Annotated in this window: 22 protein-coding genes; 12 read left to right on the top strand and 10 right to left on the bottom strand. The window is 62.3% G+C overall.

Annotation, left to right across the window (positions count from 1 at the left end):
* Positions 1-16: 16 nt before the first annotated feature.
* The 3 genes from D109_RS0115255 to D109_RS0115245 all read left to right on the top strand — a co-directional run bounded on the left by D109_RS0115255 (position 17) and on the right by D109_RS0115245 (position 2,257).
* Complete coding sequence (locus D109_RS0115255) at positions 17-919, top strand: chemotaxis protein CheV (RefSeq protein WP_017477678.1); 903 nt, start codon at positions 17-19, stop codon at positions 917-919.
* Between the two features lie 3 nt (positions 920-922).
* On the top strand, positions 923-1,405 hold the full coding sequence (locus tag D109_RS0115250; protein ID WP_017477677.1) for an N-acetyltransferase: 483 nt from the start codon (positions 923-925) through the stop codon (positions 1,403-1,405).
* 108 nt (positions 1,406-1,513) lie between these two features.
* A complete protein-coding gene (locus D109_RS0115245; RefSeq protein WP_017477676.1) occupies positions 1,514-2,257 on the top strand; it encodes a YkgJ family cysteine cluster protein in 744 nt (247 codons plus the stop codon).
* Between the two features lies 1 nt (position 2,258).
* Here D109_RS0115245 and D109_RS0115240 read toward each other — a convergent pair whose 3' ends face one another.
* From D109_RS0115240 to D109_RS0115225, 4 genes are all read right to left on the bottom strand, one after another.
* A complete protein-coding gene (locus tag D109_RS0115240; RefSeq protein WP_017477675.1) occupies positions 2,259-3,401 on the bottom strand; it encodes a Rid family hydrolase in 1,143 nt (380 codons plus the stop codon).
* A 171-nt stretch (positions 3,402-3,572) separates the two neighbouring features.
* Positions 3,573-5,147, bottom strand: a complete 1,575-nt coding sequence (locus tag D109_RS0115235; protein WP_017477674.1) for a PAS domain-containing methyl-accepting chemotaxis protein — start codon at positions 5,145-5,147, stop codon at positions 3,573-3,575.
* Positions 5,148-5,254: 107 nt separating this feature from the next.
* Positions 5,255-6,043, bottom strand: a complete 789-nt coding sequence (locus tag D109_RS0115230; protein WP_017477673.1) for a transporter substrate-binding domain-containing protein — start codon at positions 6,041-6,043, stop codon at positions 5,255-5,257.
* A 168-nt stretch (positions 6,044-6,211) separates the two neighbouring features.
* Positions 6,212-6,454: a hypothetical protein gene (locus D109_RS0115225; protein WP_003216247.1), complete on the bottom strand. Its 243-nt coding sequence runs from the start codon at positions 6,452-6,454 to the stop codon at positions 6,212-6,214.
* Positions 6,455-6,668: 214 nt separating this feature from the next.
* On the opposite strand from D109_RS0115225, the gene D109_RS0115220 reads away from it, so the two are divergent.
* Genes D109_RS0115220 through D109_RS0115205 form a run of 4 tightly spaced genes read left to right on the top strand, consistent with a single transcriptional unit; the run spans position 6,669 to position 12,990 of the window.
* Positions 6,669-7,835 (top strand): efflux RND transporter periplasmic adaptor subunit, encoded by a 1,167-nt coding sequence (locus D109_RS0115220; protein WP_017477672.1) that lies wholly within the window; start codon positions 6,669-6,671, stop codon positions 7,833-7,835.
* Positions 7,832-10,927, top strand: a complete 3,096-nt coding sequence (locus D109_RS0115215) for a multidrug efflux RND transporter permease subunit (RefSeq protein WP_017477671.1) — start codon at positions 7,832-7,834, stop codon at positions 10,925-10,927. Before D109_RS0115220 ends, D109_RS0115215 begins: the two co-directional genes overlap by 4 nt.
* 31 nt (positions 10,928-10,958) lie before the next feature.
* Positions 10,959-11,636 (top strand): heavy metal response regulator transcription factor, encoded by a 678-nt coding sequence (locus tag D109_RS0115210; protein ID WP_003216255.1) that lies wholly within the window; start codon positions 10,959-10,961, stop codon positions 11,634-11,636.
* Entirely contained in the window at positions 11,626-12,990 is a 1,365-nt protein-coding gene (locus D109_RS0115205) for a heavy metal sensor histidine kinase (protein WP_017477670.1), read from the top strand. The genes D109_RS0115210 and D109_RS0115205 overlap by 11 nt, the downstream gene beginning before the upstream one ends.
* A 12-nt stretch (positions 12,991-13,002) precedes the next feature.
* Here the strand turns inward: D109_RS0115205 and D109_RS0115200 are convergent, their stop codons facing one another.
* Positions 13,003-13,971, bottom strand: a complete 969-nt coding sequence (locus D109_RS0115200; RefSeq protein ID WP_003216257.1) for a LysR family transcriptional regulator — start codon at positions 13,969-13,971, stop codon at positions 13,003-13,005.
* Positions 13,972-14,153: 182 nt separating this feature from the next.
* Between D109_RS0115200 and D109_RS0115195 the strand changes: the two genes are divergently transcribed.
* From D109_RS0115195 to D109_RS0115180, 4 genes are read left to right on the top strand one after another with little or no spacing between them, the layout of a single operon-like run.
* Positions 14,154-15,665, top strand: a complete 1,512-nt coding sequence (locus D109_RS0115195; RefSeq protein WP_026077993.1) for an efflux transporter outer membrane subunit — start codon at positions 14,154-14,156, stop codon at positions 15,663-15,665.
* A gap of 10 nt (positions 15,666-15,675) precedes the next feature.
* The gene (locus D109_RS0115190) at positions 15,676-17,859 is read left to right on the top strand and encodes an FUSC family protein (RefSeq protein ID WP_017477668.1); all 2,184 of its coding nucleotides are present in this window, start codon (positions 15,676-15,678) and stop codon (positions 17,857-17,859) included.
* Complete coding sequence (locus D109_RS0115185; protein ID WP_017477667.1) at positions 17,849-18,049, top strand: DUF1656 domain-containing protein; 201 nt, start codon at positions 17,849-17,851, stop codon at positions 18,047-18,049. Before D109_RS0115190 ends, D109_RS0115185 begins: the two co-directional genes overlap by 11 nt.
* Before the next feature lie 10 nt (positions 18,050-18,059).
* Positions 18,060-18,920: an HlyD family secretion protein gene (locus tag D109_RS0115180; protein ID WP_017477666.1), complete on the top strand. Its 861-nt coding sequence runs from the start codon at positions 18,060-18,062 to the stop codon at positions 18,918-18,920.
* A 102-nt stretch (positions 18,921-19,022) separates the two neighbouring features.
* Here D109_RS0115180 and D109_RS0115175 read toward each other — a convergent pair whose 3' ends face one another.
* Positions 19,023-19,421: a hypothetical protein gene (locus D109_RS0115175; protein WP_017477665.1), complete on the bottom strand. Its 399-nt coding sequence runs from the start codon at positions 19,419-19,421 to the stop codon at positions 19,023-19,025.
* Positions 19,418-20,608, bottom strand: a complete 1,191-nt coding sequence (locus D109_RS0115170; RefSeq protein ID WP_017477664.1) for an MFS transporter — start codon at positions 20,606-20,608, stop codon at positions 19,418-19,420. The genes D109_RS0115175 and D109_RS0115170 overlap by 4 nt, the downstream gene beginning before the upstream one ends.
* 111 nt (positions 20,609-20,719) lie before the next feature.
* Between D109_RS0115170 and D109_RS0115165 the strand changes: the two genes are divergently transcribed.
* A complete protein-coding gene (locus tag D109_RS0115165; RefSeq protein ID WP_017477663.1) occupies positions 20,720-21,583 on the top strand; it encodes a LysR family transcriptional regulator in 864 nt (287 codons plus the stop codon).
* A gap of 30 nt (positions 21,584-21,613) precedes the next feature.
* On the opposite strand, the gene D109_RS0115160 is transcribed toward D109_RS0115165, so the two are convergent.
* The 3 genes from D109_RS0115160 to D109_RS0115150 all read right to left on the bottom strand — a co-directional run bounded on the left by D109_RS0115160 (position 21,614) and on the right by D109_RS0115150 (position 24,516).
* Positions 21,614-22,426: an SDR family oxidoreductase gene (locus tag D109_RS0115160; protein ID WP_017477662.1), complete on the bottom strand. Its 813-nt coding sequence runs from the start codon at positions 22,424-22,426 to the stop codon at positions 21,614-21,616.
* A 17-nt stretch (positions 22,427-22,443) separates the two neighbouring features.
* Positions 22,444-22,908, bottom strand: coding sequence for a hypothetical protein (locus D109_RS0115155; protein ID WP_017477661.1), 465 nt, complete (start codon positions 22,906-22,908; stop codon positions 22,444-22,446).
* Between the two features lie 156 nt (positions 22,909-23,064).
* Complete coding sequence (locus D109_RS0115150) at positions 23,065-24,516, bottom strand: mannose-1-phosphate guanylyltransferase/mannose-6-phosphate isomerase (RefSeq protein WP_017477660.1); 1,452 nt, start codon at positions 24,514-24,516, stop codon at positions 23,065-23,067.
* Positions 24,517-24,554 lie beyond the last annotated feature (38 nt).

Here is a 24,554-nt window from a genome sequence, read left to right as displayed (position 1 = left end):
TCCACAGAAGGTTTTTATGTCCACCACCAAAGCTCGCGCAGACTCACTCTCGCTTCTGCTCTTTACCTTGCGCAGTGGCAAGCTGATGGCGATCAACCTGTTGAAAGTCAGTGAAATCATTCCCTGCCCGCCGCTGACCAAGCTGCCGGAGTCGCACCCCCACGTCAAAGGCATCGCCACCTTGCGCGGCGCCGCCTTGTCGGTGATCGACCTGAGCCGGGCACTGGGGGAAATGCCCCTGCAAGACCCCGACGGCGGCTGCCTGATCGTCACCGATGTCAGCCGTTCCAAGCAGGGCCTGCATGTGCAGGCAGTGAGCAAGATCGTGCACTGCCTGACCACCGACATTCGCCCGCCGCCGTTTGGCTCGGGCGGCACGCGTTCGTTTATCACCGGCGTGACCCAGGTCGAAGGCGCCCTGGTGCAAGTGCTGGACATCGAAAAAGTCATCCACGGCATCGCTCCGGCGCAGATCGAAGCGGCGCCCACCGATCTGACCATGGAAGAAGCCGAAGTGCTGGGCAACGCCCGAATCCTGGTGGTGGACGACAGCCAGGTGGCCCTGCAGCAATCGGTGCACACCCTGCGCAACCTCGGCCTCACCTGCCACACGGCCCGCAGTGCCAAGGAGGCGATTGACCGTTTGCTGGAACTGCAAGGCACCGTCGAGCAAATCAACGTGGTGGTCTCGGACATCGAAATGTCCGAAATGGACGGCTACGCCTTCACCCGTACCCTGCGGGAAACCCCGGACTTCCAGGACCTCTACGTGCTGCTGCACACCTCCCTGGACAGTGCGATGAACAGCGAAAAAGCCCGCCTGGCCGGCGCCAACGCGGTGCTGACCAAGTTCTCCTCCCCCGAACTGACCAAGTGCCTGGTGATCGCCGCCCAGACCGTTGCACAGCAGGGCCTCTGACCGGTGGGAGCGTATTTCCAGCTGCTGCGTCGCGACCTCACCGGTAGCCTGCCCGCTCCGCAGTGGCCGGCGGACATCCAGCTGGATCATTACCACGAAGCCATGGCTCCGGCGATCCACGCGGTATTGAGCCTGGTCCAGGAACAAGGCGGCGGACGTGTCGGTTCCCTTGAGCATTGGCGTCAGCAGTTCGTTACCGATGCCGAGTTCGATCCAAAACTGTGCCTGGTGGCGAGTAACGCCAGCGGCATCCTGGGTGTGTCCCAATGCTGGACCAGCGCCTACATCAAGAACCTGGCTATTCATCCCTGTGCCCAGGGCATGGGGTTGGGCCGGGCGTTATTGCTGCACACCTTCCAGGTGTTCAAGCAACGGGGCGAGGCGTTTGTCGACCTCAAGGTGCTGGAGTCCAACCTGCGGGCCCGCCGCCTGTATGAAAATGCCGGGATGGTGTTTGTGCTTCGGGACCTTGTCCCCGAAGACTGAGGACGCTGGCGCATAACTTGCTTTGCACAGAGGCAGAACGGTGAACAGAGGCAAAAACCCGCCGCCGTTCATGAGTGCCTTCTGACCTTGCCTGGTGACAGATCCTCCATGAATACCCACTTTTCCTGCGTCGGTTGCGGCAAATGCTGCACTGACCACCATGTGCCCCTGACCCTCGAAGAAGCCCGCCGTTGGGCGGCTGACGGCGGTAATGTCATCGTGCTGGTGGAGGGTTTCCTGGGCACCGGCCTTGGCCTGCCCGAGTTGCAGCGCGAGCACGCACAACGCCGTTCCGCCATCGTGCCCAGCGGCAATACCGAAGCGTATGTGGCCATCACCTTTGCCGCCTATAACGCCGGGCGCTGCCGGAATCTTGACGAGGACAACCTTTGCCGCATTTACGAGCGGCGGCCGTTGGTGTGCCGCATCTACCCGATGGAGATCAACCCGCACATCCCGCTGAACCCGGGCGCCAAGGACTGCCCGCCGGAATCCTGGGAGCAGGGGCCGGCGCTGATCGTGGGGGGCGAGTTGATGGACAAGGAGCTGGCCGAGTTGATCAGCCGGTCACGCCAGGCTGATCGCGACGATATCCAGGCCAAGGAAGCGGTGTGTGGGTTGCTGGGCATCCATACCACGGCACTCAAGGGTGATGGATTTACCGCGTACCTGCCGGACATGGGCCTGTTTGCCCAGGCGATCGAATTGGCGACCCAAGAGGCCGTGCCGGCCAATGAGTGGGTGTTTCATGTGTCCGGGATGGATATTGCCGAGCAATTGCTGGACGCCGGCGCCCGGATTGCCACCGAGGTGCCGGCCAACTATGCGTTCATTTCGTTGCGGGTGGCTTGAGCTAAACGCTGGCCAGGCACTCGATTTCAACCCGGGCATCCAGTATTAATCCGCCCGCCGCAAAGGTCGTCCGAGTAGGAAGACGATCCGCTGGAAAGTAGCGGGCATAGACCTTATTCATGGCCGCGAAGTCGTTGATGTCGGCAAGGATCACCGTGCATTTGGCGACCCTGTCCATGCCCAGCCCTTTGTCCTTGAGTGTGCTGCGTAATGTTTCCAAGGCCTTGGCTGTTTGTGCGCCAATGCCTCCGTTGACCAGTTTGCCGCGCTCATCGAGTCCCAGCAGCCCGGAGATGTAGAGGGTTTGCCCCACTTGTACCGTTTGCGAGAAAGGCAATCCACCCTCCGCCGGCGTGTACAACATCGGGACTGGGTCGCTGTTTGACGCCTGCAGATAACGCTGGGTAATCAGCGAGTACTGGCCACTGTCTTTCAAGCGTTGCAGCGCCTGGTTCAGCGCCATACGCAGGTCGGGTTCGTTCTTGCGAACCCCGATGGCGACGCCACTGCCGAGCATTTCATCGACAATGCCCAAGCCCGCGAACTCAAAATCGGCACCCTCGGGCTTTTTCAGCAACGCGTCGGAGATCTCGATGGTGTCTTGCAGGGTTGCGTCGATACCGCCTGCCAGAAGGCTGCTGATCAGCTCGGCATTCAGGTTGAAACTGCGTACCACCACGCCATGGGGTACCCACCGCGCCAAGGCATAGGCTTCTCGGCTGGTGCCCGCCAGGACGCCAATCCGTTTGCCTTGAAGCGCTTTGGGATCAGGCACAAGCCCAAGACGTTTGCGGGCGACCAGCTTGGTTTCCAGAGGGTAGAGATTATCGGTGAAGTCGATTTTCTGCCGCCGTGCCGGGGTAGCCGACATGGGCATGATCGCATCGAATCGACGCGCCTCGAGTGCTGCCAGGTTGGTTGCATAATCTTGATCGACCCACACGCAACGCGCCTTGAGTTCGGCACACAGAGCGTTGCCCAGCTCTATGTTCAGCCCGACTAGCTCACCTTGGGCATTGCGGCTTTCAAACGGCGGTACCAGCGCCTCAACTCCGAAGCGTATCTCGGTCAGCCCTTTTTCTGTCGCGTACGTTACAGAGCACAAGGTGCCTGTGACCGCAGATAAAACCAGTGCCAATAGCATTCTCAGGGATATCATTTGCCTGTCCTGTAGGAAGAAAAGTGGAGGGGCCTCTGGCCCCGTTACCGGCGCCTGCCCCCCAGGGAGCTTCAACAGCCACACCCAGGCCTTCAATCAAGGCGCTTCCTTTCTTCCCGTAGGAATTGACTCAAAATCCAGTCGGACTTTTTTGGCCTAGCGTCGCTTGCCCCAGAACTCCTCCGCCAGCCGCCGCAGGTCATCCGCCAGCCCCGCCACATCCCCTGAGCTGAGCTGGCTCTGCTGACCCGCGTTGACCGTCACTTCCCCTGCATTGCGAATGCCGATGATGTTGCGGTTGATGTCCTCGCTGACCGCGCTTTGCTCTTCCACCGCCGCCGCAATCTGCTGGCTCATGGCGGTAATCTGCGTCACCCGCTGGCTGATCCCGTCCAACGCGGCGGCAGCGCGTTGGGCCTGGTCGACGCTGGCCTCGACATGCTGGCTGCTTTGCGCCATGGCCTGCACCGCATCCCGGGCGCCGCCTTGCAGGGTGCTGATCATGCGCTGGATTTCATTGGTCGACTGCTGCGTACGCTGGGCCAGCCCACGCACTTCATCGGCTACCACGGCAAACCCGCGCCCCTGATCTCCGGCCCGTGCGGCTTCAATGGCGGCATTGAGCGCCAGGAGGTTGGTCTGCTCGGCAATCGCCCGGATCACTTCCAGCACCCCGGAAATATCGCCGCTGTGGCTTTCCAGTTGATGGATCACGTCGGTGGCGCGCGCCAGCTCCTGGGATAACCGCAGCACCGCGTCGCGGCTTTCATCCACCCGTTGATGACCTTCCCGGGTCTCGCTGCCGGCCTGGTCAGCGGCCTTGGAGGCCTGCAGCGCATGCTCGGCAACTTGCGCCACGCTGGCGGCCATTTGATTGATTGCGGCGGCGACCTGGTCCGTCTGGGACTGTTGGCCGAGGCTGCTGGTGTGGCTGCTGTCCAGTTGTTGCACCAGCGCTGCGGCGTGCCCGGACAGGCGTTGCGAGGCATCGCCAATCCGGCCGACCACCGCGCCCACCTGGGCTTCCAGCATCTGCATGGCGAACTCGATGCGCCCGAACTCATCCCCGCGTCCGGTGTAGATCGCCTGGCTCAGCGGGTTGTCGGCAATCAACCGGGCCCGCTGGTTCAACTGTGCGAGGGGCCGCAACAAACCATGCACGCCCATCACCCCTACGGCACACACCGCCGTGACCGCCAGCAGTTGCCAGGTCAGCGGATAAGTTGCCAGCCCAAGGCCCAATGCCCAGGTTGCGGCGCAGGTCCCCAAGACCCATGCCGACAGCTTGAAGGTCGTGCCCACCACGGGCCGTGCTCGCCGAGTGCCGGCACGCAACCGGGCATAGAGCTGCTCGGCCATTTGCACCCGACGGGGATCGGGCTTGGTGCGCACTGACTGATACTCCACCGTCACGCCGTCCCGGGTGACCGGCGTGGCGTAGGCACTGACCCAGTAGTGATCGCCGTTCTTGCAGCGGTTTTTCACCATGCCCATCCACGAGCGGCCGCTCTTCAACACCTGCCACATGTGCGCAAAGGCAGCGGGTGGCATGTCCGGGTGACGCAGCAGGTTGTGCGGCGTCCCCAACAGCTCTTCGCGGCTGTAGCCGCTGATATCGATGAAGTCCTGGTTGGCGTAGGTAATTGTGCTAGTCAGGTCGGTGGTCGAGAGGATATTGGCGCCGGGGGCAAAGTCCACATTTCGACCGGTGACGGGCAAATTGATCTTCATGGAAACGCGCGCTCGTGATTGTTGGAGGAGTCGGCAGGGCGTCGACTCTAAGCGCACGGGTTGGGCAAATACTGATCCAGCTCATGTTCGGTGCAATTAATTGGCCATTACGGCCTGGCGGGCGGTGCATCAAGCCGGTAGGGCTCGAGGATGCGCTGGTACTCGCCGCTTTGCTTCAGTTGCTCAAGGGCACAATTGAGGGTGTTGCGCAATGCCGTATCGGGCTTGCGCAACGCAATCCCCACGCCGTTGCCCAACAGTTCGGCAGAGATGGCGGGGCCGAGGAAGTCGAAATTCTGGCCCTCGGGGGTGTCGAGCAGCGCCTCACGGATTTCCACCATACCTTGCAAGGTGGCATCGATGTCCCCCGCCAACAGGCTGCGGATCAGTTCGTCGTTGCGCCAGAAACCCTTGATGATGACGCCTTTCGGCGCCCACTTCGCCAGGGCAAAGGCTTCGCGGTTGCTGCCTACCAGCACGCCCACGCGCTTGCCCTTCAGCGACTTTGGAGTTGGCTTTAAACCTGATTTCCTGCGGGCCACCAGACGCGTGGTGATCGGATAAAGGTCATCGGTGAAATTTACCTGCTGGTGCCGCCTCGACGTTGGGGCCATGCCCATGATTGCGTCGAATTGCCTGGCTTCAAGGGCAGGGTAATTTTCCACGAGGATTTGGTCGACCCAGGTGCACCGCACATTGAGCTGTATGCACAGGGCGTTGCCCAATTCGATGTTCAGCCCGACCAGTTGGCCCTCTTGATTGCGGCTTTGGAAAGGAGGGAATTGTGCGGCGACGGCGAAACGAATTTCGCGCCGTGGTTGATCACTGGCCGCAGTGGTGGAGAAAACGCTGACCATCAGCGACAACAGTACGACACAGGTGCGTATAGGAAACACGGGGACGTCCTTTTCCGGAAAACCAGCTTTACCCCGCCTGGCCCCGAGCAAAAGCGTCGGGGCAGGTGGGTGTCGTGCAAGCTTTCAAGAATTGGCCGCAGGCCTACAAGGCGAAACTTCAGTAACTGTTGTAGGCATAAATCGTCATTGCGAAGGATTTATTACCGGTCAGCGCTTGCCCATCGAGCGACGGGTGCCGGGTGGTGCCATGCCCGGGCTCTTGGTATGGCCGTTCTTCGCGCCATTTTTGTACCACGGCTGGCTGGCGTTTTTCGCCCCGGCCAGTTCGCCCGGCTTGAACGGAAACTTGAATGCCGGGATCTCGGCCTTGGTTTCGCCTTCGACGCTGTCAGGATTGGCCTGTTGGTCGATGTCGACCGCTTCAACAGCGGGTTGTGTCGGGGAATTCATGGAAGCTCCGGGGAGTACTGAAAATGACGCGGGCCCGACTTGCAGGCCACACCGTCGCGCAGTATACCTGCGCGCCTCGGATCTTTAACCACTGCTCGTACGAATGGTCGGACTTTACTGACGGCGCTGTCAGTTAGCAGTCACTTTGCTGACCGGGTTGGCGGGCTATAAAGAACCATCATTCTTCCGATCCTTTGCCCTGGCGCCTCACCCCATGCACATTCAACGAAAACCTGCCTTGATCGTGGGCGTCCTTGTGGTACTGGCCGTGGTTGCCTGGGTGGTGACCCGCCCGGCCAAGACCAAACTGACTGCGTCAGCAGCGATTCCGGTGCGTGTGATCAGCGTCAAACAGCAGGACATCCCGGGGTTTGTCAGCGGCATCGGCTCGGTGCTGTCGTTGCACAGCGTGGTGATTCGCCCGCAGATCGACGGCATCCTCACCAAATTGCTGGTCAAGGAAGGTCAGCTGGTGAAGGCCGGTGACCTGCTGGCCACCATTGATGACCGCTCGATCCGCGCCAGCCTGGACCAGGCCAAGGCGCAACTCGGGGAAAGCCAGGCGCAACTGCAAGTCGCGCTGGTCAACCTCAAGCGCTACAAGGAACTGAGCATCGACGACGGCGTGTCCAAGCAGACCTATGACCAGCAACAAGCCCTGGTCAACCAGCTCAAGGCCACGGTACAAGGTAACCAGGCGGCCATTGATTCGGCCCAGGTGCAGCTTTCCTACACGCAAATCCGCTCTCCGGTCACAGGGCGCGTCGGGATTCGCACGGTGGATGAAGGCAACTTCCTGCGCATGAGCGATACCCAGGGCTTGTTCTCCGTGACCCAGATTGACCCGATTGCCGTCGAGTTCTCCCTGCCGCAACAAATGCTGCCGACCCTGCAACGCCTGATCGCCGCGCAACTGCCCGCCGACGTCAACGCCTACATGGGCGCCGACACCGACGGCCAGACCGGCGACCTGCTGGGGGAAGGTCGTCTGAGCCTGATCGACAACCAGATCAGCGGCACCACCGGCACCATCCGCGCCAAGGCCGAGTTCAGCAACGGGGCGCAAAAACTCTGGCCGGGGCAACTGGTGACAATCCGCATCCAGACCGCCTTGCACAAGAACGCCCTGGTTGTGCCACCCACTGTGGTGCAGCGCGGCCTGGATTCGCACTTCGTGTACCGGCTCAAGGGTGACAAGGTAGAGGTGGTGCCGGTGCAGGTGCTGTATCAGAACAGCGACATGAACATCCTCCAGGGTGTGCAGGCCGGCGACGTGCTGGTCAGCGACGGCCAGTCACGGCTCAAGGCAGGCGCTCAGGTCGACGTGCTCAAGGAACCGCCGCAGGTGATCCAGACCGTTGATGCCAAGGTGCAGCCATGAGTGGCAGTCGCTCGCCGTCGGCCTGGTGCGTCGACCACCCGGTCGCCACCTTGCTGCTGACCTTCGCCCTGGTACTGCTCGGGATGATTGCCTTCCCACGGCTGGCCATCGCCCCACTGCCGGAAGCCGAGTTTCCGACGATCCAGGTCAGCGCCACGCTGCCCGGCGCCAGCCCGGACACCATGGCGTCCTCCGTGGCCACACCGCTGGAAGTGCAATTCAGCGCCATCCCCGGCATGACCCAGATGACCTCCAGCAGTGCCTTGGGCTCCAGCCTCCTGACCTTGCAATTCACCCTTACCAAGAGCATCGACACCGCCGCGCAAGAAGTGCAGGCGGCGATCAACACCGCGTCCGGCAAACTGCCCAGCGACATGCCGAGCCTGCCGACCTGGAAGAAGGTCAACCCGGCGGACAGCCCGGTGCTGATTCTCAGCGTCAGCTCCGACAGCATGCCCAGCACCGAGCTGAGTGACTACGTGGAAACCCTGCTGGCCCGTCAGATCAGCCAGATTGACGGCGTCGGCCAGATCAACATCACCGGCCAGCAACGCCCGGCCATCCGGGTGCAGGCGTCGGCCGATAAACTCGCGGCCATCGGCCTGACCCTGGCAGACGTGCGCCTGGCGATCCAGCAGTCGAGCCTGAACCTGGCCAAGGGCGCGATCTACGGCGAGAACAGCGTGTCGACCCTGTCGACCAACGACCAGTTGTTCCATCCCGAGGATTACGCCCAACTGATTGTGTCCTACAAGAATGGGGCACCGGTACAACTGCGGGATATCGCCAAAGTCGTCAACGGTTCGGAAAACGCCTACGTGCAGGCCTGGTCCGGCGACACGCCCGGGGTCAACCTGGTGATCTCTCGCCAGCCCGGCGCGAATATCGTCGAGACCGTGGACCGCATTCAAGCCGAGCTGCCACGCCTGCAAGCCATGTTGCCGGCCTCGGTGCAGGTCAGCGTATTGACGGACCGCACCAAGACCATCCGCGCGTCCCTGCACGAAGTGGAAGTGACCCTGCTGATCGCCATCCTGCTGGTGGTGGCGGTGATGGCGCTGTTCCTGCGCCAGTTGTCCGCCACGTTGATCGTGTCCAGCGTGCTCGGTGTGTCGCTGGTCGCCAGTTTTGCGTTGATGTACCTGATGGGCTTCAGCCTGAACAACCTGACCCTGGTGGCGATCGTGATCGCCGTGGGGTTTGTGGTGGACGATGCCATCGTGGTGGTGGAGAACATTCACCGCCACCTGGAAGCCGGCCTCGACAAGCGCGAAGCGGCGATCAAGGGCGCGGGTGAAATCGGTTTTACCGTGGTGTCCATCAGCTTCTCGCTGGTGGCGGCGTTTATTCCGCTGTTGTTCATGGGCGGTGTGGTCGGGCGGTTGTTCAAGGAGTTTGCACTGACGGCCACCTCGACCATCCTGATTTCGGTGGTGGTCTCACTGACCCTGGCGCCGACCCTGGCCGCGCTGTTCATGCGCGCCCCGACCCATCACGCCCATGACAAACCCGGCTTCAGCGAACGCCTCCTCGCCGGCTATGCGCGCAATCTGCGCCGCGCCCTGGCCCACCAACGCACCATGGCCGCGATCTTTATCGTGACCCTGGCGCTGGCGGTGGTCGGCTACGTGTTTATCCCCAAGGGTTTCTTCCCGGTACAAGACACCGGCTTCGTCCTCGGCACCAGCGAAGCGGCGGCCGACGTGTCGTTCCCGGACATGGTCGCCAAGCACAAGGCGATCGCCGAGATCGTCAAGGATGACCCGGCGGTGGAAGCGTTTTCCCATTCGGTGGGCGTGACCGGCAGCAACCAGACCATCGCCAACGGCCGATTCTGGATCGCCTTGAAAGATCGCGGGGACCGCGACGTGTCGGCCAGCCAGTTTATCGACCGGATCCGCCCGAAACTGGCGAAAGTGCCGGGCATCGTGCTGTACCTGCGTGCCGGCCAGGACATCAACTTAAGCTCCGGCCCCAGCCGCGCCCAGTACCAGTACGTGCTCAAGAGCAACGACGGCCCGACCCTGAACACCTGGACCCAGCGCCTCACCGAAAAACTGCGGGCCAACCCAGCGTTCCGCGACCTGTCCAACGACTTGCAGCTCGGTGGCAGCATCACCCACATCAGCATCGACCGTCAGGCCGCGGCGCGTTTTGGCCTCACCGCCACCGATGTGGACCAGGCGCTGTACGACGCCTTCGGCCAGCGCCAGATCAACGAATTCCAGACCGAGATCAACCAGTACCAAGTGGTGCTGGAGCTGGACACCCAGCAACGCGGCAAGGCCGAAAGCCTGAACTACTTCTACCTGCGCTCGCCGCTGACCAACGAGATGGTGCCGCTGTCGGCGGTGGCCAAGGTCGACCCGCCTACCATAGGGCCGTTGTCCATCAGCCATGACGGTATGTTCCCGGCGGCCAACCTGTCGTTCAACCTGGCGCCGGGCGTGGCGTTGGGGGATGCGGTGATCATGCTCAACCAGGCCAAGAACGAAATCGGCATGCCGACTACCATCATCGGCAACTTCCAGGGTGCGGCCCAGGCGTTCCAGAGTTCGTTGGCCAGCCAGCCCTGGCTGATCCTCGCGGCACTGGTGGCGGTCTACATTATCCTGGGGGTGCTGTACGAGAGCTTCGTGCACCCGCTGACGATTATCTCCACCTTGCCGTCGGCGGGGTTGGGGGCGCTGATCATGCTGTCACTGATGGGCCAGGACTTTTCCATCATGGCCCTGATCGGCCTGGTGCTGCTGATCGGGATTGTGAAGAAGAACGGTATCCTGATGATCGACTTCGCCCTGGACGCCCAACGCGTACGCGGCCTGCCGCCTGAAGAGGCGATTTATGAAGCCTGTGTCACGCGGTTCCGGCCGATCATCATGACCACCCTCGCGGCGCTGCTGGGTGCGGTACCGTTGATGCTGGGCTCCGGCCCCGGTGCAGAAATGCGCCAGCCACTTGGTATTGCGGTGGTGGGCGGGTTGCTGGTGAGCCAGGCGCTGACGCTGTTCACCACGCCGGTCATATACTTGTACCTTGAGAAGTTTTTCCATAGACCCAAACCAGCTCCCCAGCTGGCAACCACACACTGAGGCTGAGGCCCCGTCCTGGAACAAAAGGCTCATGCGTGTACTGATTATTGAAGACGAAGAAAAAACCGCCGACTACCTGCACCGCGGCCTGACGGAACAAGGCTATACCGTCGACGTCGCCCGTGAAGGTGTCGAAGGTTTGCACCTGGCCCTGGAGAACGATTACGCGGTGATCGTGCTCGACGTGATGCTGCCCGGCCTGGATGGCTTTGGCGTATTGCGCGCGCTGCGGGCGCGCAAGCAGACGCCGGTGATCATGCTCACCGCCCGCGAGCGCGTGGAAGACCGCATTCGCGGCCTGCGGGAAGGGGCGGACGATTACCTCGGCAAGCCATTCTCGTTCCTCGAGTTGGTGGCGCGTCTGCAAGCCCTGACCCGTCGCAGCGGCGGGCACGAGCCGGTGCAGGTGACCATCGCCGACCTGTGGATCGACCTGATCAGCCGCAAGGCCAGTCGCAACGGCGTTCGCCTGGACCTGACCGCCAAGGAGTTCTCGCTGCTCAGCGTATTGGCCCGGCGCCAGGGTGAAATCCTGTCCAAGACTTCGATTGCAGAAATGGTCTGGGACATCAATTTCGACAGCGACGCCAACGTGGTGGAAGTGGCGATCAAGCGCCTGCGGGCCAAGCTCGACGGGCCGTTCGAACAGAAGCTGCTGCACACCATCCGCGGCATGGGTTATGTGCTGGAGAACCGCAGTGTCGGCTAACTCCATCGCCCTGCGCCTGAGCGGCATGTTCACCCTGGTGGCGCTGCTGATCTTCCTGTTGATCGGTGGCGCGCTGTATCAGCAGGTGGACAAAGGCCTGGGCCTGTTGCCTGGTGCCGAGCTGGATGCACGTTACAGCGTGCTGGAGTCTTCGGTGAACCGCTTTGGTACGCCGGATCACTGGGCGAAGATCACTGCCAAGCTCAAGCTGCTGGGTGAGGAAGACAAGCGCATCCGCTTCTGGGTGGTGAGCAGCGATCCGACCTACGAATACGGCAACCCGGACGCGCAGATTCGCGCTTTCGCCGCAGGGCCGACGGGCAAGCGGGACTTGCGCCTGCCGGGTCAGGCGTATCCATTCAAAGTGCTGGTCAGCCAGTTCCCGGCCAAGGACCAGCGTCCGCCGCTGCGTTTCCTGATCGCCGTAGACACCGAGAACTTTCGCGCCACCCAGCATCAACTGCTGGTGGCGCTGATCAGCCTGGCGTTTGTTGGCGTGGTGTTGGCGTCGCTGCTGGGGTTCTGGGTCGCACGTATCGGCCTCAAGCCGCTGATCAAACTGTCGGATGAGGCGCAGAAACTCGCGCCGCCGAAACTCTCCGGGCGCCTGCAATTGTCGCCGTTGCCGCCGGAGCTGAAGCAGTTCGTCAATTCCTTCAACTCGACCCTGGAGCGGGTGGAACAGGCGTATTCGCGCCTGGAGTCCTTCAATGCCGACGTGGCCCATGAACTGCGCTCACCGCTGACCAACCTGATCGGCCAGACCCAGGTGGCGCTGACCCGTGGGCGTTCGGCCGAGCATTATTTCGAGGTGCTGCAATCGAACCTCGAAGAGCTGGAACGGTTGCGTTCGATCATCAACGACATGCTGTTTTTGGCCAGCGCCGACCAGGGCAGCAAGGCCACCAAGTTGATCAGCAGTTCGCTGGCGGATGAAGTGGCGACCACCCTGGACTATCTGGACTTCATCCTCGAGGACGCTCAGGTGCAGGTGCGTGTGAGCGGTGATGCCCAGGTGCAGATCGAGAAGGCGCACTTGCGCCGGGCGTTGATCAATCTGTTGAGCAATGCGGTGCAGCATACGGCGCCTGGCCGGGTGATCGAGGTAAAGATCGAAGTAGTGGAAGATCACGTGGCGATCGGAGTGACCAACCCCGGCGATGAGATTGCCAGCGAGCATCTGCCCCGGTTGTTCGAGCGGTTCTATCGGGTGGACGCGTCCCGCCGCAATAGCGGGGCGAATCACGGCTTGGGGCTGGCGATCGTCAAGGCGATCGCGCTGATGCACGGCGGGGATGTGTTTGTACGCAGCGAGGGCGGCGGCAACACCTTTGGCATTACGCTGCCGGTGTAGCGGCTGACCCCCTCAGTTACTCAGTCGTACGCCGCCCAAACTGCCACTGAGCTCATAGGCCGCCAGTTCCGCCTGATGCGCGGCCATGATTTCCGGCAGGGAGCTGCGCAGGTATTCCACCCACGTCTTGATCTTCGCATCCAGGTATTGGCGCGACGGGTAGATGGCGTACAGGTTGAGTTCCTGGGAGCGGTAGTTGGGCATCACCCGCACGAGGGTGCCGTTGCGCAGGCCTTCAATCGCCGCATACACCGGCAACAGGCCAACGCCCATGCCGCTGGTGATTGCGGTCTTCATCGCATCTGCGGAGTTCACCAGGAAGGGTGAGCTGTTGATCGCCACGCTCTCCTGGCCCTCGGGCCCGTTGAACGACCACTTATCCAGCTGAATCACCGGGCTGACCAGGCGCAAGCAGGCGTGGTTGAGCAGGTCGCTGGGCCGTTGTGCACAGCCATTGGCCTTGACGTAAGCCGGCGAGGCACAGGCGATGCTGTAAGTTATCCCCAGGCGTTGCGAGACAAACCCCGAATCCGGCAGTTCGCTGGCGAGCACGATGGACACGTCGTAGCCCTCGTCCAACAGGTCGGGCACGCGGTTGGCCATGGTCAGGTCAAAGGTCACGTCCGGGTGGGTGCGGCGGTAGCGGGCAATCGCATCGATCACGAAGTGCTGGCCGATGCCGGTCATGGTGTGCACTTTCAACTGCCCGGCGGGGCGTGCGTGAGCGTCGCTGGCTTCGGCCTCGGCTTCCTCGACGTACGCCAGGATCTGCTCGCAACGCAGCAAATAGCGCTTGCCGGCCTCGGTCAGGGCGATACGGCGGGTGGTGCGGTTGAGCAAACGGGTTTGCAGATGGGCCTCAAGGTTGGAGACCGCGCGCGAGACGTTGGCCGTGGTGGTGTCCAGTTGCACGGCGGCGGCGGTGAAGCTGCCGGCTTCGGCCACACAACTGAAGGCGCGCATGTTTTGCAAGGTGTCCATTAAGGTGCTCTCAGGGGAGATGGCAAATTGTGACACGAAGTTGCAGGATCCAGTGATCCCTACCAAAAGATTATCGCCTGAACGGTAACAAAGATTCACAAGAATCCCACCTTATCGCCATCCGGCCCGCCCCTTAGAATTGCGCCACCTTCCCCGCAACACCCTCTCAGGAATTCGCAGCAGTGCCGCGTCGCATCAGCAGAGAGCTGAAGACTCTCAGTGTTTGGGCCTTATCGTTAGCAATCAGCGGCTGCATCGGAACCGGAGGAATTGCCCCTCAAGGCCAGTCACTCGTCGCCAATACATTGGCCACCGACGAGGCGATCAAAAGCGCCGCCCAGGACGCCCACTGGCCCACCGCGCAATGGTGGCAAGCCTACGGCGATCCGCAACTCAACCACTGGATCGACCTCGCCGTGCAAGGCAGCCCGAGCATGGCCATGGCCGCTGCTCGTGTACGTGAAGCCCGGGCCATGGCCGGGATCGCCGAGTCGGCCGAGTCGTTGCAGGTCAATGGTGACGCCACGCTCAAGCGCCATAACTGGCCGAGCGATCAGTTCTACGGCCCGGGCGCGCTGGACAATTCCACCACCTGGGACAACAACGCGTCCCTGGGCTTGAGCTATGCCCTCGACCTCTGGGGCCGCGAAAGCAATGCCACCGAGCGTGCCGTGGACATGGCCCACATGAGCGCCGCCGAAGCGCGCCAGGCTCAGCTCGAATTGCAGAACAACGTGGTGCGCGCCTATATCCAACTGTCGTTGCACTTCGCCCAGCGCGATATCGTGGCCGCCACCCTGGCCCAGCAACAACAGATTCTTGACCTTGCGCAAAAGCGCTTGAATGGCGGGATCGGCACCCACTTCGAAGTCAGCCAGGCCGAGACGCCGCTGCCGGAAACCCACCGGCAACTGGACGCTTTGGATGAAGCCATCGCCCTGAGCCGCAACCAGCTGGCTGCGCTGGCGGGCAAAGGGCCGGGGGAGGGCGCGCAGTTGCAGCGGCCCACCTTGTCCCTCGGTGCACCGTTGAAGCTACCGTCGACCTTGCCCGCCGAACTGCTCGGCCAGCGCCCGGACGTGGTCGCCAGTCGCTGGCAAGTGGCGGCCCAGGCCCGTGGCATTGACGTGGCGCACGCCGGTTTCTACCCCAACGTCGACTTGGTGGGCAGCCTCGGCTACGTCGCCACCGGCGGTGGGATGCTCAGTTTCCTCACGGGTAAAAAGCTCAACTACACCGCCGGCCCGGCCATCAGCCTGCCGATCTTCGACGGCGGCCGCCTGCGCTCGCAACTGGGTGAGGCCAGCGCCGGCTACGACATCGCCGTTGCGCACTACAACCAGACGCTGGTGAACGCCCTGAAGGGCATCAGCGACCAGTTGATCCGCCGCGAGTCGATGGACAAGCAGCAGGCCTTCGCCGCTGAATCCGTGGCGTCGGCGCAGAAGACCTATGACATCGCGATGATCGCCTACCAGCGCGGCCTCACCGACTACCTCAATGTGCTGAACGCCCAGAGCCTGTTGTTCCGCCAGCAGCAGGTGCAGCAGCAGGTGCAGGCCGCACGCCTTAGTGCCCACGCCGAACTGGTGACCGCATTGGGCGGTGGCCTCGGTGCCGGCAGCGACGTGCCGCAAGACAGCAAGACGCTTCCGAGCAAGACCCCGGCGGCCCTCGCCGTGTTTGATCACTGAGTAGGATGCAATGACTCCCTTGCCTGCACCGCTGCGCTGGTTGCACTCCCTTGAGTGGCGCCGTGGTTTCTTCGACTGGGCACGCAGTGACGGCGTGACCTGGGTCTATATCTTCAAGGTGCTGATCGCTGCGTTCCTGACGCTGTGGTTGGCAATGCGCCTGGAACTGCCGCAGCCGCGCACCGCAATGATCACGGTATTTATCGTGATGCAGCCGCAGAGCGGCCAGGTATTCGCCAAGAGTTTCTACCGCTTCCTTGGCACCCTGGCGGGCTCGGCGGTGATGGTTTTTCTGATCGCCTTGTTCGCCCAGAACACGGAGCTGTTCCTCGGGTCGCTGGCGATCTGGGTGGGCATCTGTACTGCTGGCGCTACGCGCAATCGCAACTTTCGCGCCTACGGTTTTGTGCTGGCCGGCTACACTGCGGCGATGGTTGGCCTGCCGGCCCTGGCCCATCCCGACGGCGCGTTTATGGCGGCGGTGTGGCGGGTCCTGGAGATCTCCCTGGGGATTGTCTGCTCGACGCTGGTCAGCGCCGCGATCCTGCCGCAAACCGCCAGCGCCGCGATGCGTAACGCCCTGTACCAACGTTTCGGTGTGTTCGCGCTGTTCGTCACCGACGGCCTGCGCGGTCGCAGTGAGCGTGAAGGGTTTGAACGCAGCAACGTGCGCTTTATCGCCGAAGCCGTGGGCCTGGAAGGGCTGCGCAGCATCACGGTGTTCGAAGACCCGCACATGCGTCGGCGCAATGGCCGGCTGAGGCGCTTGAACAGCGAGTTCATGAGCATCACTACTCGCTTCAATGCCTTGCACCAATTGCTCGAACGCCTGCGCAGCCAAGAGGCCGATCACGTGGTGGCCGCCATCAAACCCGGCCTGCAAGACCTGGCGGAATTGCTCGACGGTTTCTCCGGCCGCGCCCTTACCAGCCCCGACGCGGCGCGCCTGGCCAATCAGTTGAATACCTATAAGGAAGGCCTGCCCGCCAAGGTGCGCAGCCTGCGCACGAGCTTCCAGGAAAGTCAGCCCAGCGACGCCGAGCAGTTGGATTTTCACACCGCCTACGAGCTGCTGTATCGCTTCGTCGACGACTTGCACAACTACGCCCAGACTCACGCGTCCCTGGCGGATCACAGCCACGAACGCGAACACTGGGACGAACCCTACACCCCGAAAACCAACTGGCTGGCCTGCGCTGCCTCGGGGATTCGCGCCTCGTTTATCCTGATTGTCCTCGGCAGCTACTGGGTGGCCACGGCCTGGCCCAGCGGCGCCACCATGACCCTGATCGCCGCCGCGACGGTGGGCCTGTCCGCCGCCACGCCCAACCCCAAGCGCATGGCGTTTCAAATGGCCTGCGGCACCTTGATCGGCGCGCTGGTGGGCTTTGTCGAAATGTTCTTCGTGTTCCCCTGGATCGACGGTTTCCCGCTGCTGTGTGTGATGCTCGCCCCAGTGATCATCTTCGGTTCGTTCCTGGCGTCGCGGCCGCAGTACGCCGGGGTGGGCGTCGGGTTGCTGATCTTCTTCAGCACCGGCTCGGTGCCGGACAACCTCACGATCTACAACCCCTACACCTTCATCAATGACTACATCGCCATGGTCATCGGCATGCTGGTGTGTGCGGCGGCGGGCGCGATCATCCTGCCGCCCAACAGTCGCTGGTTGTGGCGCCGGCTGGAGCAGGACCTGCGCGAGCAAGTGGTGTTCGCCATCAGCGGCAAGCTCAAGGGCCTGGCCTCGGGTTTCGAAAGCCGCACCCGTGACCTGCTGCACCAGGCCTACGGTTTCGCCGCCGGGCAACCCCAGGTGCAACGCAACCTGCTGCGCTGGATGTTCGTGGTGCTGGAAGTCGGCCACGCGATTATCGAGTTGCGCAAGGAACAGGCGATCTTGCCGGTGCACCCTGCGTATGCCGAATCCCAGCCGTGGCGCCAGGCGATCCGGGTGATGGGCCGCTCGTTGGTGCGGCTGTTCCTGCAACCCAGCGCCAGCAACCTGGAGCGCAGCCTGATCGCCGTGGACCATGCCATCAGCCGGGTGCAGGCCACCGACGAACCCTTCGCCCCGCACTTCGACACCTCGGCCCTGCGCCGAGTGAAAAGTTACCTGCACTTTATCCGCACCTCATTGCTGGATCCGCAATCACCCCTGGCTGCCCTCAAGTCCGAAGGACCCGCCCATGCCTCGTGAAATCGCTTTCCACGGCGTCTACATGCCCACCATGACCCTGATGTTTCTGATCGCGGCGGGCCTGGCCTGGGCCATCGACCGGTTTCTGGCCGGCTTTGACCTGTACCGTTTTTTCTGGCACTCGGCGCTGCTGCGCCTGAGCCTGTTCGCTTGCTTGTTCGGCGCCCTGGCGCTGACCGTCTACCGTTGAGAATGCCCCGATGAAAAAGTTTTTCAGCCTGTTCGCGACCTTGCTGGTACTGGCCCTGGCGATCTGGATGGGTCGTACGCTTTGGGTGCAGTACATGGAAACCCCGTGGACTCGCGATGGCCGCGTGCGCGCCGACATTATCAACGTTGCTGCCGACGTTACCGGCGAGGTGGTCAATGTCCCGGTGCGTGACAATCAACTGGTGAAAAAGGGCGACCTGCTGATGCAGATCGACCCCGAGCATTACCAGATTGCGGTCAAGCAGGCGCAATCGCTGGTAGCTTCACGCAAGGCCACCTGGGAGATGCGCAAGGTCAACGCCCACCGCCGCGCCGACCTCGATGCGCTGGTGATCTCCAAGGAAAACCGCGACGACGCCAGCAACATCGCCGACTCGGCCCTGGCGGATTACCAGCACGCGCTGGCGCAACTCGAAGCGGCCGAACTGAACCTCAAGCGCACCCAGGTTGTGGCGGCGGTGGACGGCTACGTCACCAACCTCAACGTGCACCGCGGCGACTACGCACGCATCGGTGAGGCGAAGATGGCAGTGGTGGATATGAACTCGTTCTGGGTGTACGGCTTTTTCGAAGAAACCAAGCTGCCCCACGTCAAAGTCGGAGACAAGGCCGACATGCAACTGATGAGCGGCGAAACCCTCAAGGGCCACGTGGAAAGCATCTCGCGCGGGATCTACGACCGGGACAACCCGGAGAGCCGCGAGCTGATCGCCGATGTAAACCCGACCTTCAACTGGGTGCGCCTGGCCCAGCGGGTGCCGGTGCGGATTCACATCGATGAAGTGCCGGAGGGTGTGCTCTTGGCTGCGGGGATCACCTGCACCGTGATCGTCAACCAAACACAGAACTGAATGTGGGAGCGGGCTTGCTCGCGAAAGCGGTGGATCAGGCACTCTATTCAGTGGCTGACACTCCGTATTCGCGAGCAAGCCCGCTCCCACATTTTGACCCTGTCAGGCCTGTAGAAATGTCTCGTGCAAGTGGCGCCACAGCAGGGCGCCGCTGGCCTGCTTTTCAAACACCACCGTCGATCGCCGATCGGTTTGGGCACCGCTGCCATCCACCTGCTGTTCGCGATAACTCACTGTCGCGCCACGGGCATGTCGATCAATCCCGGCAAACTCGCTGAGGCTGATCTTGAACCCGGGCCGTTTGCCGCCGGCCTGGCTGAACAGCTGGTTGAGCAGCGCAAAATCCAGTTGCTTACCTGCCGGGGTAACCATGGAAAAGTCCGGCGAAAAACGACTGAGCAAAATCTCCAGTGTTCCCTCGGGGGCAGTCCCGGCAAACCATTGCTCGATCTCGACATGGGCCTGGATCACTTCATCAAAAAAATCGCGGTAATCAATCATCGTGTGGGCTCGCTGGCAGGATGAAGCAGTGTCCGGACCTTGGACGCATCCAGGCACAGTACGGCAAATAATGGAAACAGGGTCAACGCAGCCGCAATCGCGAAGGTCGCGGTGAAGGAGCCCAGCGCGGCCAGCACCCCACTGAGCACTGCGGCGCCGAGGCAAAAACTCAATTGCCGATTGATGTTCCACAAGGCGCTGGCATGCCCCATGCGCTCGGCCGGAATGTCGAGAAAGGCCAGGGTTTGCGCGGTGCTGCTGCACAGGCTGCCGCCCAGACCCATCAGGAGGTAGGCGAGCACGATGACTGTCGGGTGTGGCTCGATCAGCAACAGGATGCCGATGGATTGCAGCAGCATGCCCGCCAACAGCAGAGGCCGAGGCCCGCAGCGATTGAACAGGTTTTTGCTCAAGGCAATCGCCAGCCCCGAGGCCAGCGCCCACGGCAGCATCAGCGCGCCGATGTGGCTGGCAGTAAACCCGAGGCCGTGCAGATAAAGAATCGCCACCAGGCTGGTGCCGATAAACACGCCCGGAATGAACAGGTAGACCAGCATCGCGACCCGCAGCATCGGGCGCCGAACCTGACGCACTATTTTGCCGAGTTCCAGCGCCGGGCGCGTCGACGCGAGCGTGTCCGCCTCCAGCCAGCACAAGGTCAACGCCAGGGTGATCAGCGCCAGCGGCAGGTTGGCGAAAAAGATCCAGCGCCACGACACACTGTCCACTACCAAGCCACCCAACGCCGGCGATAGCGCCGGTATCAGCAGCGCCACCAGCATGACTTTGGCCGTCAGTTGGCTGCGTTCTGCCGGCGCAAAATGCCGATACGCCAAGGCTTGTCCCACAGGAATCAACAAGCCACCGCCCAGGCCTTGCAGCAGGCGCCAGCCGATCAGCGCTTCAATCGACGCGGCCTGGCCCACCAGCACCGAGGCCACACCGAACAGCAGCAGGCTTACGGCAATCAGGCGTCGTTCGCCCAACAGGGCCGCCAGCCAGACGCTCAGGGGAATCACCACGGTCAGGCCGAGCATATAGGCGTTGCCGATCCACGCCAGTTGCGTGACTGAGGCGTGCAACTCCCGGGCGATGTCCGGGTAGGCGATGGTGGCGACAAACATGTTCACCAGGTCGAGGGCGAAGCCCAGTAGAAAGATCCAGGTGACTTTCGAGCGGTAGGTCATTGTGCGGTTCCTGCAGTGGATGGCGGCAGGGTAGGCGGGTGCGGGCACTTGGGAAACAGCGGTTTGACTGTTAGTTTGTCAAAAATATTTTGACAAAGGAGAGTGAGGCCAATGGTCAGCCTGGATCGATTCGACACCTTCAAGGCCGTGGTCGAGGCCGGTTCGTTGACCGCAGCCGCTGATTTCCTCGGGCAGACGCGGGCGGTGGTGAGCTTCAACCTCAAGCGCCTGGAGGCCGAACTGGGTGTCACCCTGCTGACCCGCAGTACTCGGCAACTGGCACTGACCGATGCGGGTGAGCGCTTTTACCTGCGCTGCACGCGGATGCTGGAGGAGGCGCGCCTGGCGGTCGAGGAAGCCCGTTCGGAACACAGCCAGCTCAAAGGCACGTTGCGCATCACCACCACCGTCGAATATGGATTGGCCGTGGTGGTGCCGGCGCTGGAAACCTTTCGCGGCCTGCACCCGGAATTGAACATCCAGTTATCCACATCCTCCAGCCACGCTGACCTGATCTCGGAACGGTTTGATGTGGCCATTCGATTGGGACGGATGCTCGACTCCAATCATCGAGCGGTGCAGCTGTCGAGCTACGAGATTTTTGCCGTGGCCGCGCCGGAATTTGCCGGGGTCGCCACGCTGGATGAGTTGGAGCAATTGCCCAAGCTGGGTCATGGGCGGCTGACGGAGTTGGCGGTGGTTGATCCGGCTGGCGTCGAGCACCTGTATCGCCCGGGGCCCGGCAAGGCTTCATTGGTTGCGGACAGCGCCGCCATTCTCCAGGCCTTTGCCGTGCGCGGGCATGGCGTGGCGATCCTGCCCCAGTGGCTGGTGCAGGAAGACCTGGATGCCGGGCGTTTGGTACGGCTGCTGCCGGGTCATCGATTTGCGCCACAGGGGGTGTATGCACTGTATCCGGATACCCGGCACCTGCCGCTGAAAGTACGGGCCTTCATTGATTTCATGAAAGGCTGATCAGTCGAGAAACCGTGTGGCGGGGGGCTCTTACAGCTGGCCGCTCAGGCCAAATCGTTTTTTCAAGACAGTCTCCAGCAAACCCTTGGGCAACAGCGCCGCCATCCACGGCAGCGCCCGGCAACCATTGCCCGAGCGCAACAGGCGCGGCGGCGTGGTCTGTTGCACGGCCTTGAGCACGTCTGCCGCAAACTGGCTGGCTGGCGTCGGCCGATCCTGGGAAGCCTTGGCCCGGGCGCGGATGCTTTCGCGCAATGGCCACCAGGGCGATTGCTCATTGATCAGCAGCTCAGCCTGGGTACCGGCGTTTTTCGCAAAGTGGGTATCGATGGCCCCCGGCTGTACTTCCATCACCCGCACGCCGAAGGGCGCCAGCTCCATGCGCAACGCATCACTCAAGGCATGCACCGCCGCTTTCGAGGCGCAGTACGCACCGGCAAACGGGGTGACCAGCACACCCGAGACACTGCCGATATTCACCACCAACCCTTTACGGCGACGCAGGGCAGGGAACAGCGCCTGGGTCACCCCGACCACGGAAAATACGTTGGTCTCGAATTGCTGCTGCATCGCCTGGGTGCCGCCGTCGAGCAACGGGCCCATGGCGCCGTAGCCAGCGTTGTTGATCAGCACGTCCAGCTCGCCGATCTGCCCCGCCAGTTGTGCCAGCGCGGCGCAGTCGTTGACGTCGAGTTGCACCGCTTTAAAGCCGGCGGTGCCGAGTGCCGCCACATCCTCGCTGCGCCGGGCGCTGGCCCACACGTCAAAGCCAGCTTGCTGGAAGGCATCCGCCAGGGCACGGCCGATGCCACTGGAACAGCCGGTGATGAGTACGTTGGGCATGGGTCAGTCCTTTGTTATTAGTCGGAGAAGCTGCCTTGCAAATGCTCGGCACGAAACTCCAGGGTTTGCGGGCGGTAGCCGGGGCGCAGCGGTGGCACTGGCAGGCAGTCTTCCCAGGTGGCGCCGGCCTGCAGTTCGCCGGGGCCGCGATAGCGCGGGGCTGCGTACACGTTGTCTGCCAGGTTGATCGTATCGCCCGGCGCATAAGCGGCGATGCGCCAACGCAGTTCGGTCAGCGGTACGTTGTTGCCGTTGTTCAAGGTGAGCTTGAGCGGGCGATCCGCCGGGCATTCTTTCGGAGCGTAGACAGTACGCAGTTCCAGGCGAGCCAATTGCTGGGCCTCGCGGTTGTCCAGCCACACCACCCATACCGCCACCAGGCCCAGGCCGACGGCGGCCGCGAGGGAAACCGGTAAGGCCTTGGCGGGGTAGCGCAGCAGGAGGATCAGCCAGGTAATAATCAGCAAGACACCAAAGAACATGGCAACAACCTCGAAAGCGGAACGGGCATCCTAACTAAGCGTAGGTGGAGTTGACCATCTTCGGGTTCCCCGGCCCCAAAAGAAAAAGCCCCCGAGCCACCGGCTGCGGATAGGGGACGCAGTCGGTGGGACGGGGGCTTCTTGTGCTGCTCGTTGTTACTGCGCGATGGTTTTCACCGACACGCCACGCTCGATTGGGGTAGAGCGACCGTAGATATCTTCAAACCGCTCGATATCGTCTTCACCCAGGTAGCTGCCGGACTGCACCTCAATGATCTCCAATGGGATCTTGCCCGGGTTGCGCAAGCGGTGCACCGAGGCAATCGGGATGTAGGTGGACTGGTTCTCGGTGAGCAGGAACACGTTCTCGTCACAGGTGACTTCGGCGGTGCCGCTGACCACGATCCAGTGTTCGGCGCGGTGGTGGTGCATCTGCAACGACAGGCACGCGCCCGGCTTGACCGAGATGTGCTTGACCTGGAAGCGGCCGCCCATGTCCACCGAGTCATACGAACCCCACGGACGGTACACCTCGCAGTGGTTCTGGGTTTCGCTGCGGCCCTGCTCATTGAGGGTGTTGACCATCTGCTTGACGCCCTGGACCTTGTCCTTGTGGGCAATCATCATCGCGTCCTTGGTTTCCACCACCACGATGTTTTCCAGGCCGATCACCGACACCAGCTTGCCGTTGCCGTGGATCATGCAGTTCTTGCTGTCCTGGATTACCACGTCGCCTTTGCTGACGTTGCCGTTGGCGTCTTTTTCATTCACGTCCCACAGCGATGCCCAGCAACCCACGTCGCTCCAGCCGGCGGTCAATGGCACCACGCAGGCCAGCTGGGTTTTTTCCATCACGGCGTAGTCAATGGAATTGTCCGGGCAGCAGGCGAAGGTGGATTCGTCGATGTCGATGGTGTCGGCGGTGTGGTTGCTGCGCTCCAGGGTCAGTACGCAGGTGTCGTAGATGTCCGGGTCGTGCTTTTTCAGCTCTTCGAGGAAGCGGCTGGCGCGGAACAGGAACATGCCGCTGTTCCAGAAATAACCACCGCTTTTGACGAATTCGGTGGCGCGTTTTTCATCGGGTTTTTCAACGAACTGTTGCACGCGGCTGACGCCTTCGGGCAGCAGCGAATCGTTGGTCGACTTGATGTAGCCGTAGCCGGTTTCCGGACGGGTGGCCGGTACGCCGAACAGCACCATCTCGCCGCGCTCGGCCGCCACGGTGGCCAGGGCCAGGGCGCGTTGCAGGGCTTTCTGGTCGTCCAGCACGTGATCGGCCGGCAGCACCAGCATCAGCTCGTCACGGCCTTCGTTGACCAGCATCATCGCGGTCAGGGCCACGGCCGGCGCGGTGTTGCGGCCGAACGGTTCCATCAGGATGCGCTGGGTGTCCAGTTTGCGGGCGGCCAGTTGCTCGTTGACGATAAAGCGGTGGTCTTTGTTGCAGACCACGATGGGCGCGTCCATGCCTTCGAACACCAGGCGCTCCAGGGTTTGCTGGAACAAGGTGTGCTCGCCGGTCAGGGCCAGGAACTGCTTGGGAAACTGTTTACGCGAAAGCGGCCAAAGACGTGAGCCGCTACCGCCGGAAAGGATGACTGGGATCATGGTGTTTCTCCTTGAATCAAATTGGGTTAGAGCCTGTG

It is taken from the genome of Pseudomonas sp. PAMC 26793 (assembly GCF_000313235.1).
Classification (GTDB): domain Bacteria; phylum Pseudomonadota; class Gammaproteobacteria; order Pseudomonadales; family Pseudomonadaceae; genus Aquipseudomonas; species Aquipseudomonas yamanorum.
Note: the sequence above shows the minus strand (reverse complement) of the source record. Positions and strands in the feature narration are given on the sequence as shown.

Bases quoted from the DNA above. Each gene is read 5' to 3' on its own strand.
- D109_RS0115200 (WP_003216257.1), bottom strand. From the start codon at position 13,971: ATGGACACCTTGCAAAACATGCGCGCCTTCAGTTGTGTGGCCGAAGCC.
- D109_RS0115215 (WP_017477671.1), top strand. From the start codon at position 7,832: ATGAGTGGCAGTCGCTCGCCGTCGGCCTGGTGCGTCGACCACCCGGTC.
- D109_RS0115155 (WP_017477661.1), bottom strand. From the start codon at position 22,908: ATGTTCTTTGGTGTCTTGCTGATTATTACCTGGCTGATCCTCCTGCTG.
- D109_RS0115245 (WP_017477676.1), top strand. From the start codon at position 1,514: ATGAATACCCACTTTTCCTGCGTCGGTTGCGGCAAATGCTGCACTGAC.
- D109_RS0115190 (WP_017477668.1), top strand. From the start codon at position 15,676: ATGACTCCCTTGCCTGCACCGCTGCGCTGGTTGCACTCCCTTGAGTGG.
- D109_RS0115165 (WP_017477663.1), top strand. From the start codon at position 20,720: ATGGTCAGCCTGGATCGATTCGACACCTTCAAGGCCGTGGTCGAGGCC.
- D109_RS0115255 (WP_017477678.1), top strand. From the start codon at position 17: ATGTCCACCACCAAAGCTCGCGCAGACTCACTCTCGCTTCTGCTCTTT.
- D109_RS0115175 (WP_017477665.1), bottom strand. From the start codon at position 19,421: ATGATTGATTACCGCGATTTTTTTGATGAAGTGATCCAGGCCCATGTC.
- D109_RS0115220 (WP_017477672.1), top strand. From the start codon at position 6,669: ATGCACATTCAACGAAAACCTGCCTTGATCGTGGGCGTCCTTGTGGTA.
- D109_RS0115150 (WP_017477660.1), bottom strand. From the start codon at position 24,516: ATGATCCCAGTCATCCTTTCCGGCGGTAGCGGCTCACGTCTTTGGCCG.
- D109_RS0115210 (WP_003216255.1), top strand. From the start codon at position 10,959: ATGCGTGTACTGATTATTGAAGACGAAGAAAAAACCGCCGACTACCTG.
- D109_RS0115185 (WP_017477667.1), top strand. From the start codon at position 17,849: ATGCCTCGTGAAATCGCTTTCCACGGCGTCTACATGCCCACCATGACC.
- D109_RS0115170 (WP_017477664.1), bottom strand. From the start codon at position 20,608: ATGACCTACCGCTCGAAAGTCACCTGGATCTTTCTACTGGGCTTCGCC.
- D109_RS0115180 (WP_017477666.1), top strand. From the start codon at position 18,060: ATGAAAAAGTTTTTCAGCCTGTTCGCGACCTTGCTGGTACTGGCCCTG.
- D109_RS0115235 (WP_017477674.1), bottom strand. From the start codon at position 5,147: ATGAAGATCAATTTGCCCGTCACCGGTCGAAATGTGGACTTTGCCCCC.
- D109_RS0115240 (WP_017477675.1), bottom strand. From the start codon at position 3,401: ATGCTATTGGCACTGGTTTTATCTGCGGTCACAGGCACCTTGTGCTCT.
- D109_RS0115160 (WP_017477662.1), bottom strand. From the start codon at position 22,426: ATGCCCAACGTACTCATCACCGGCTGTTCCAGTGGCATCGGCCGTGCC.
- D109_RS0115225 (WP_003216247.1), bottom strand. From the start codon at position 6,454: ATGAATTCCCCGACACAACCCGCTGTTGAAGCGGTCGACATCGACCAA.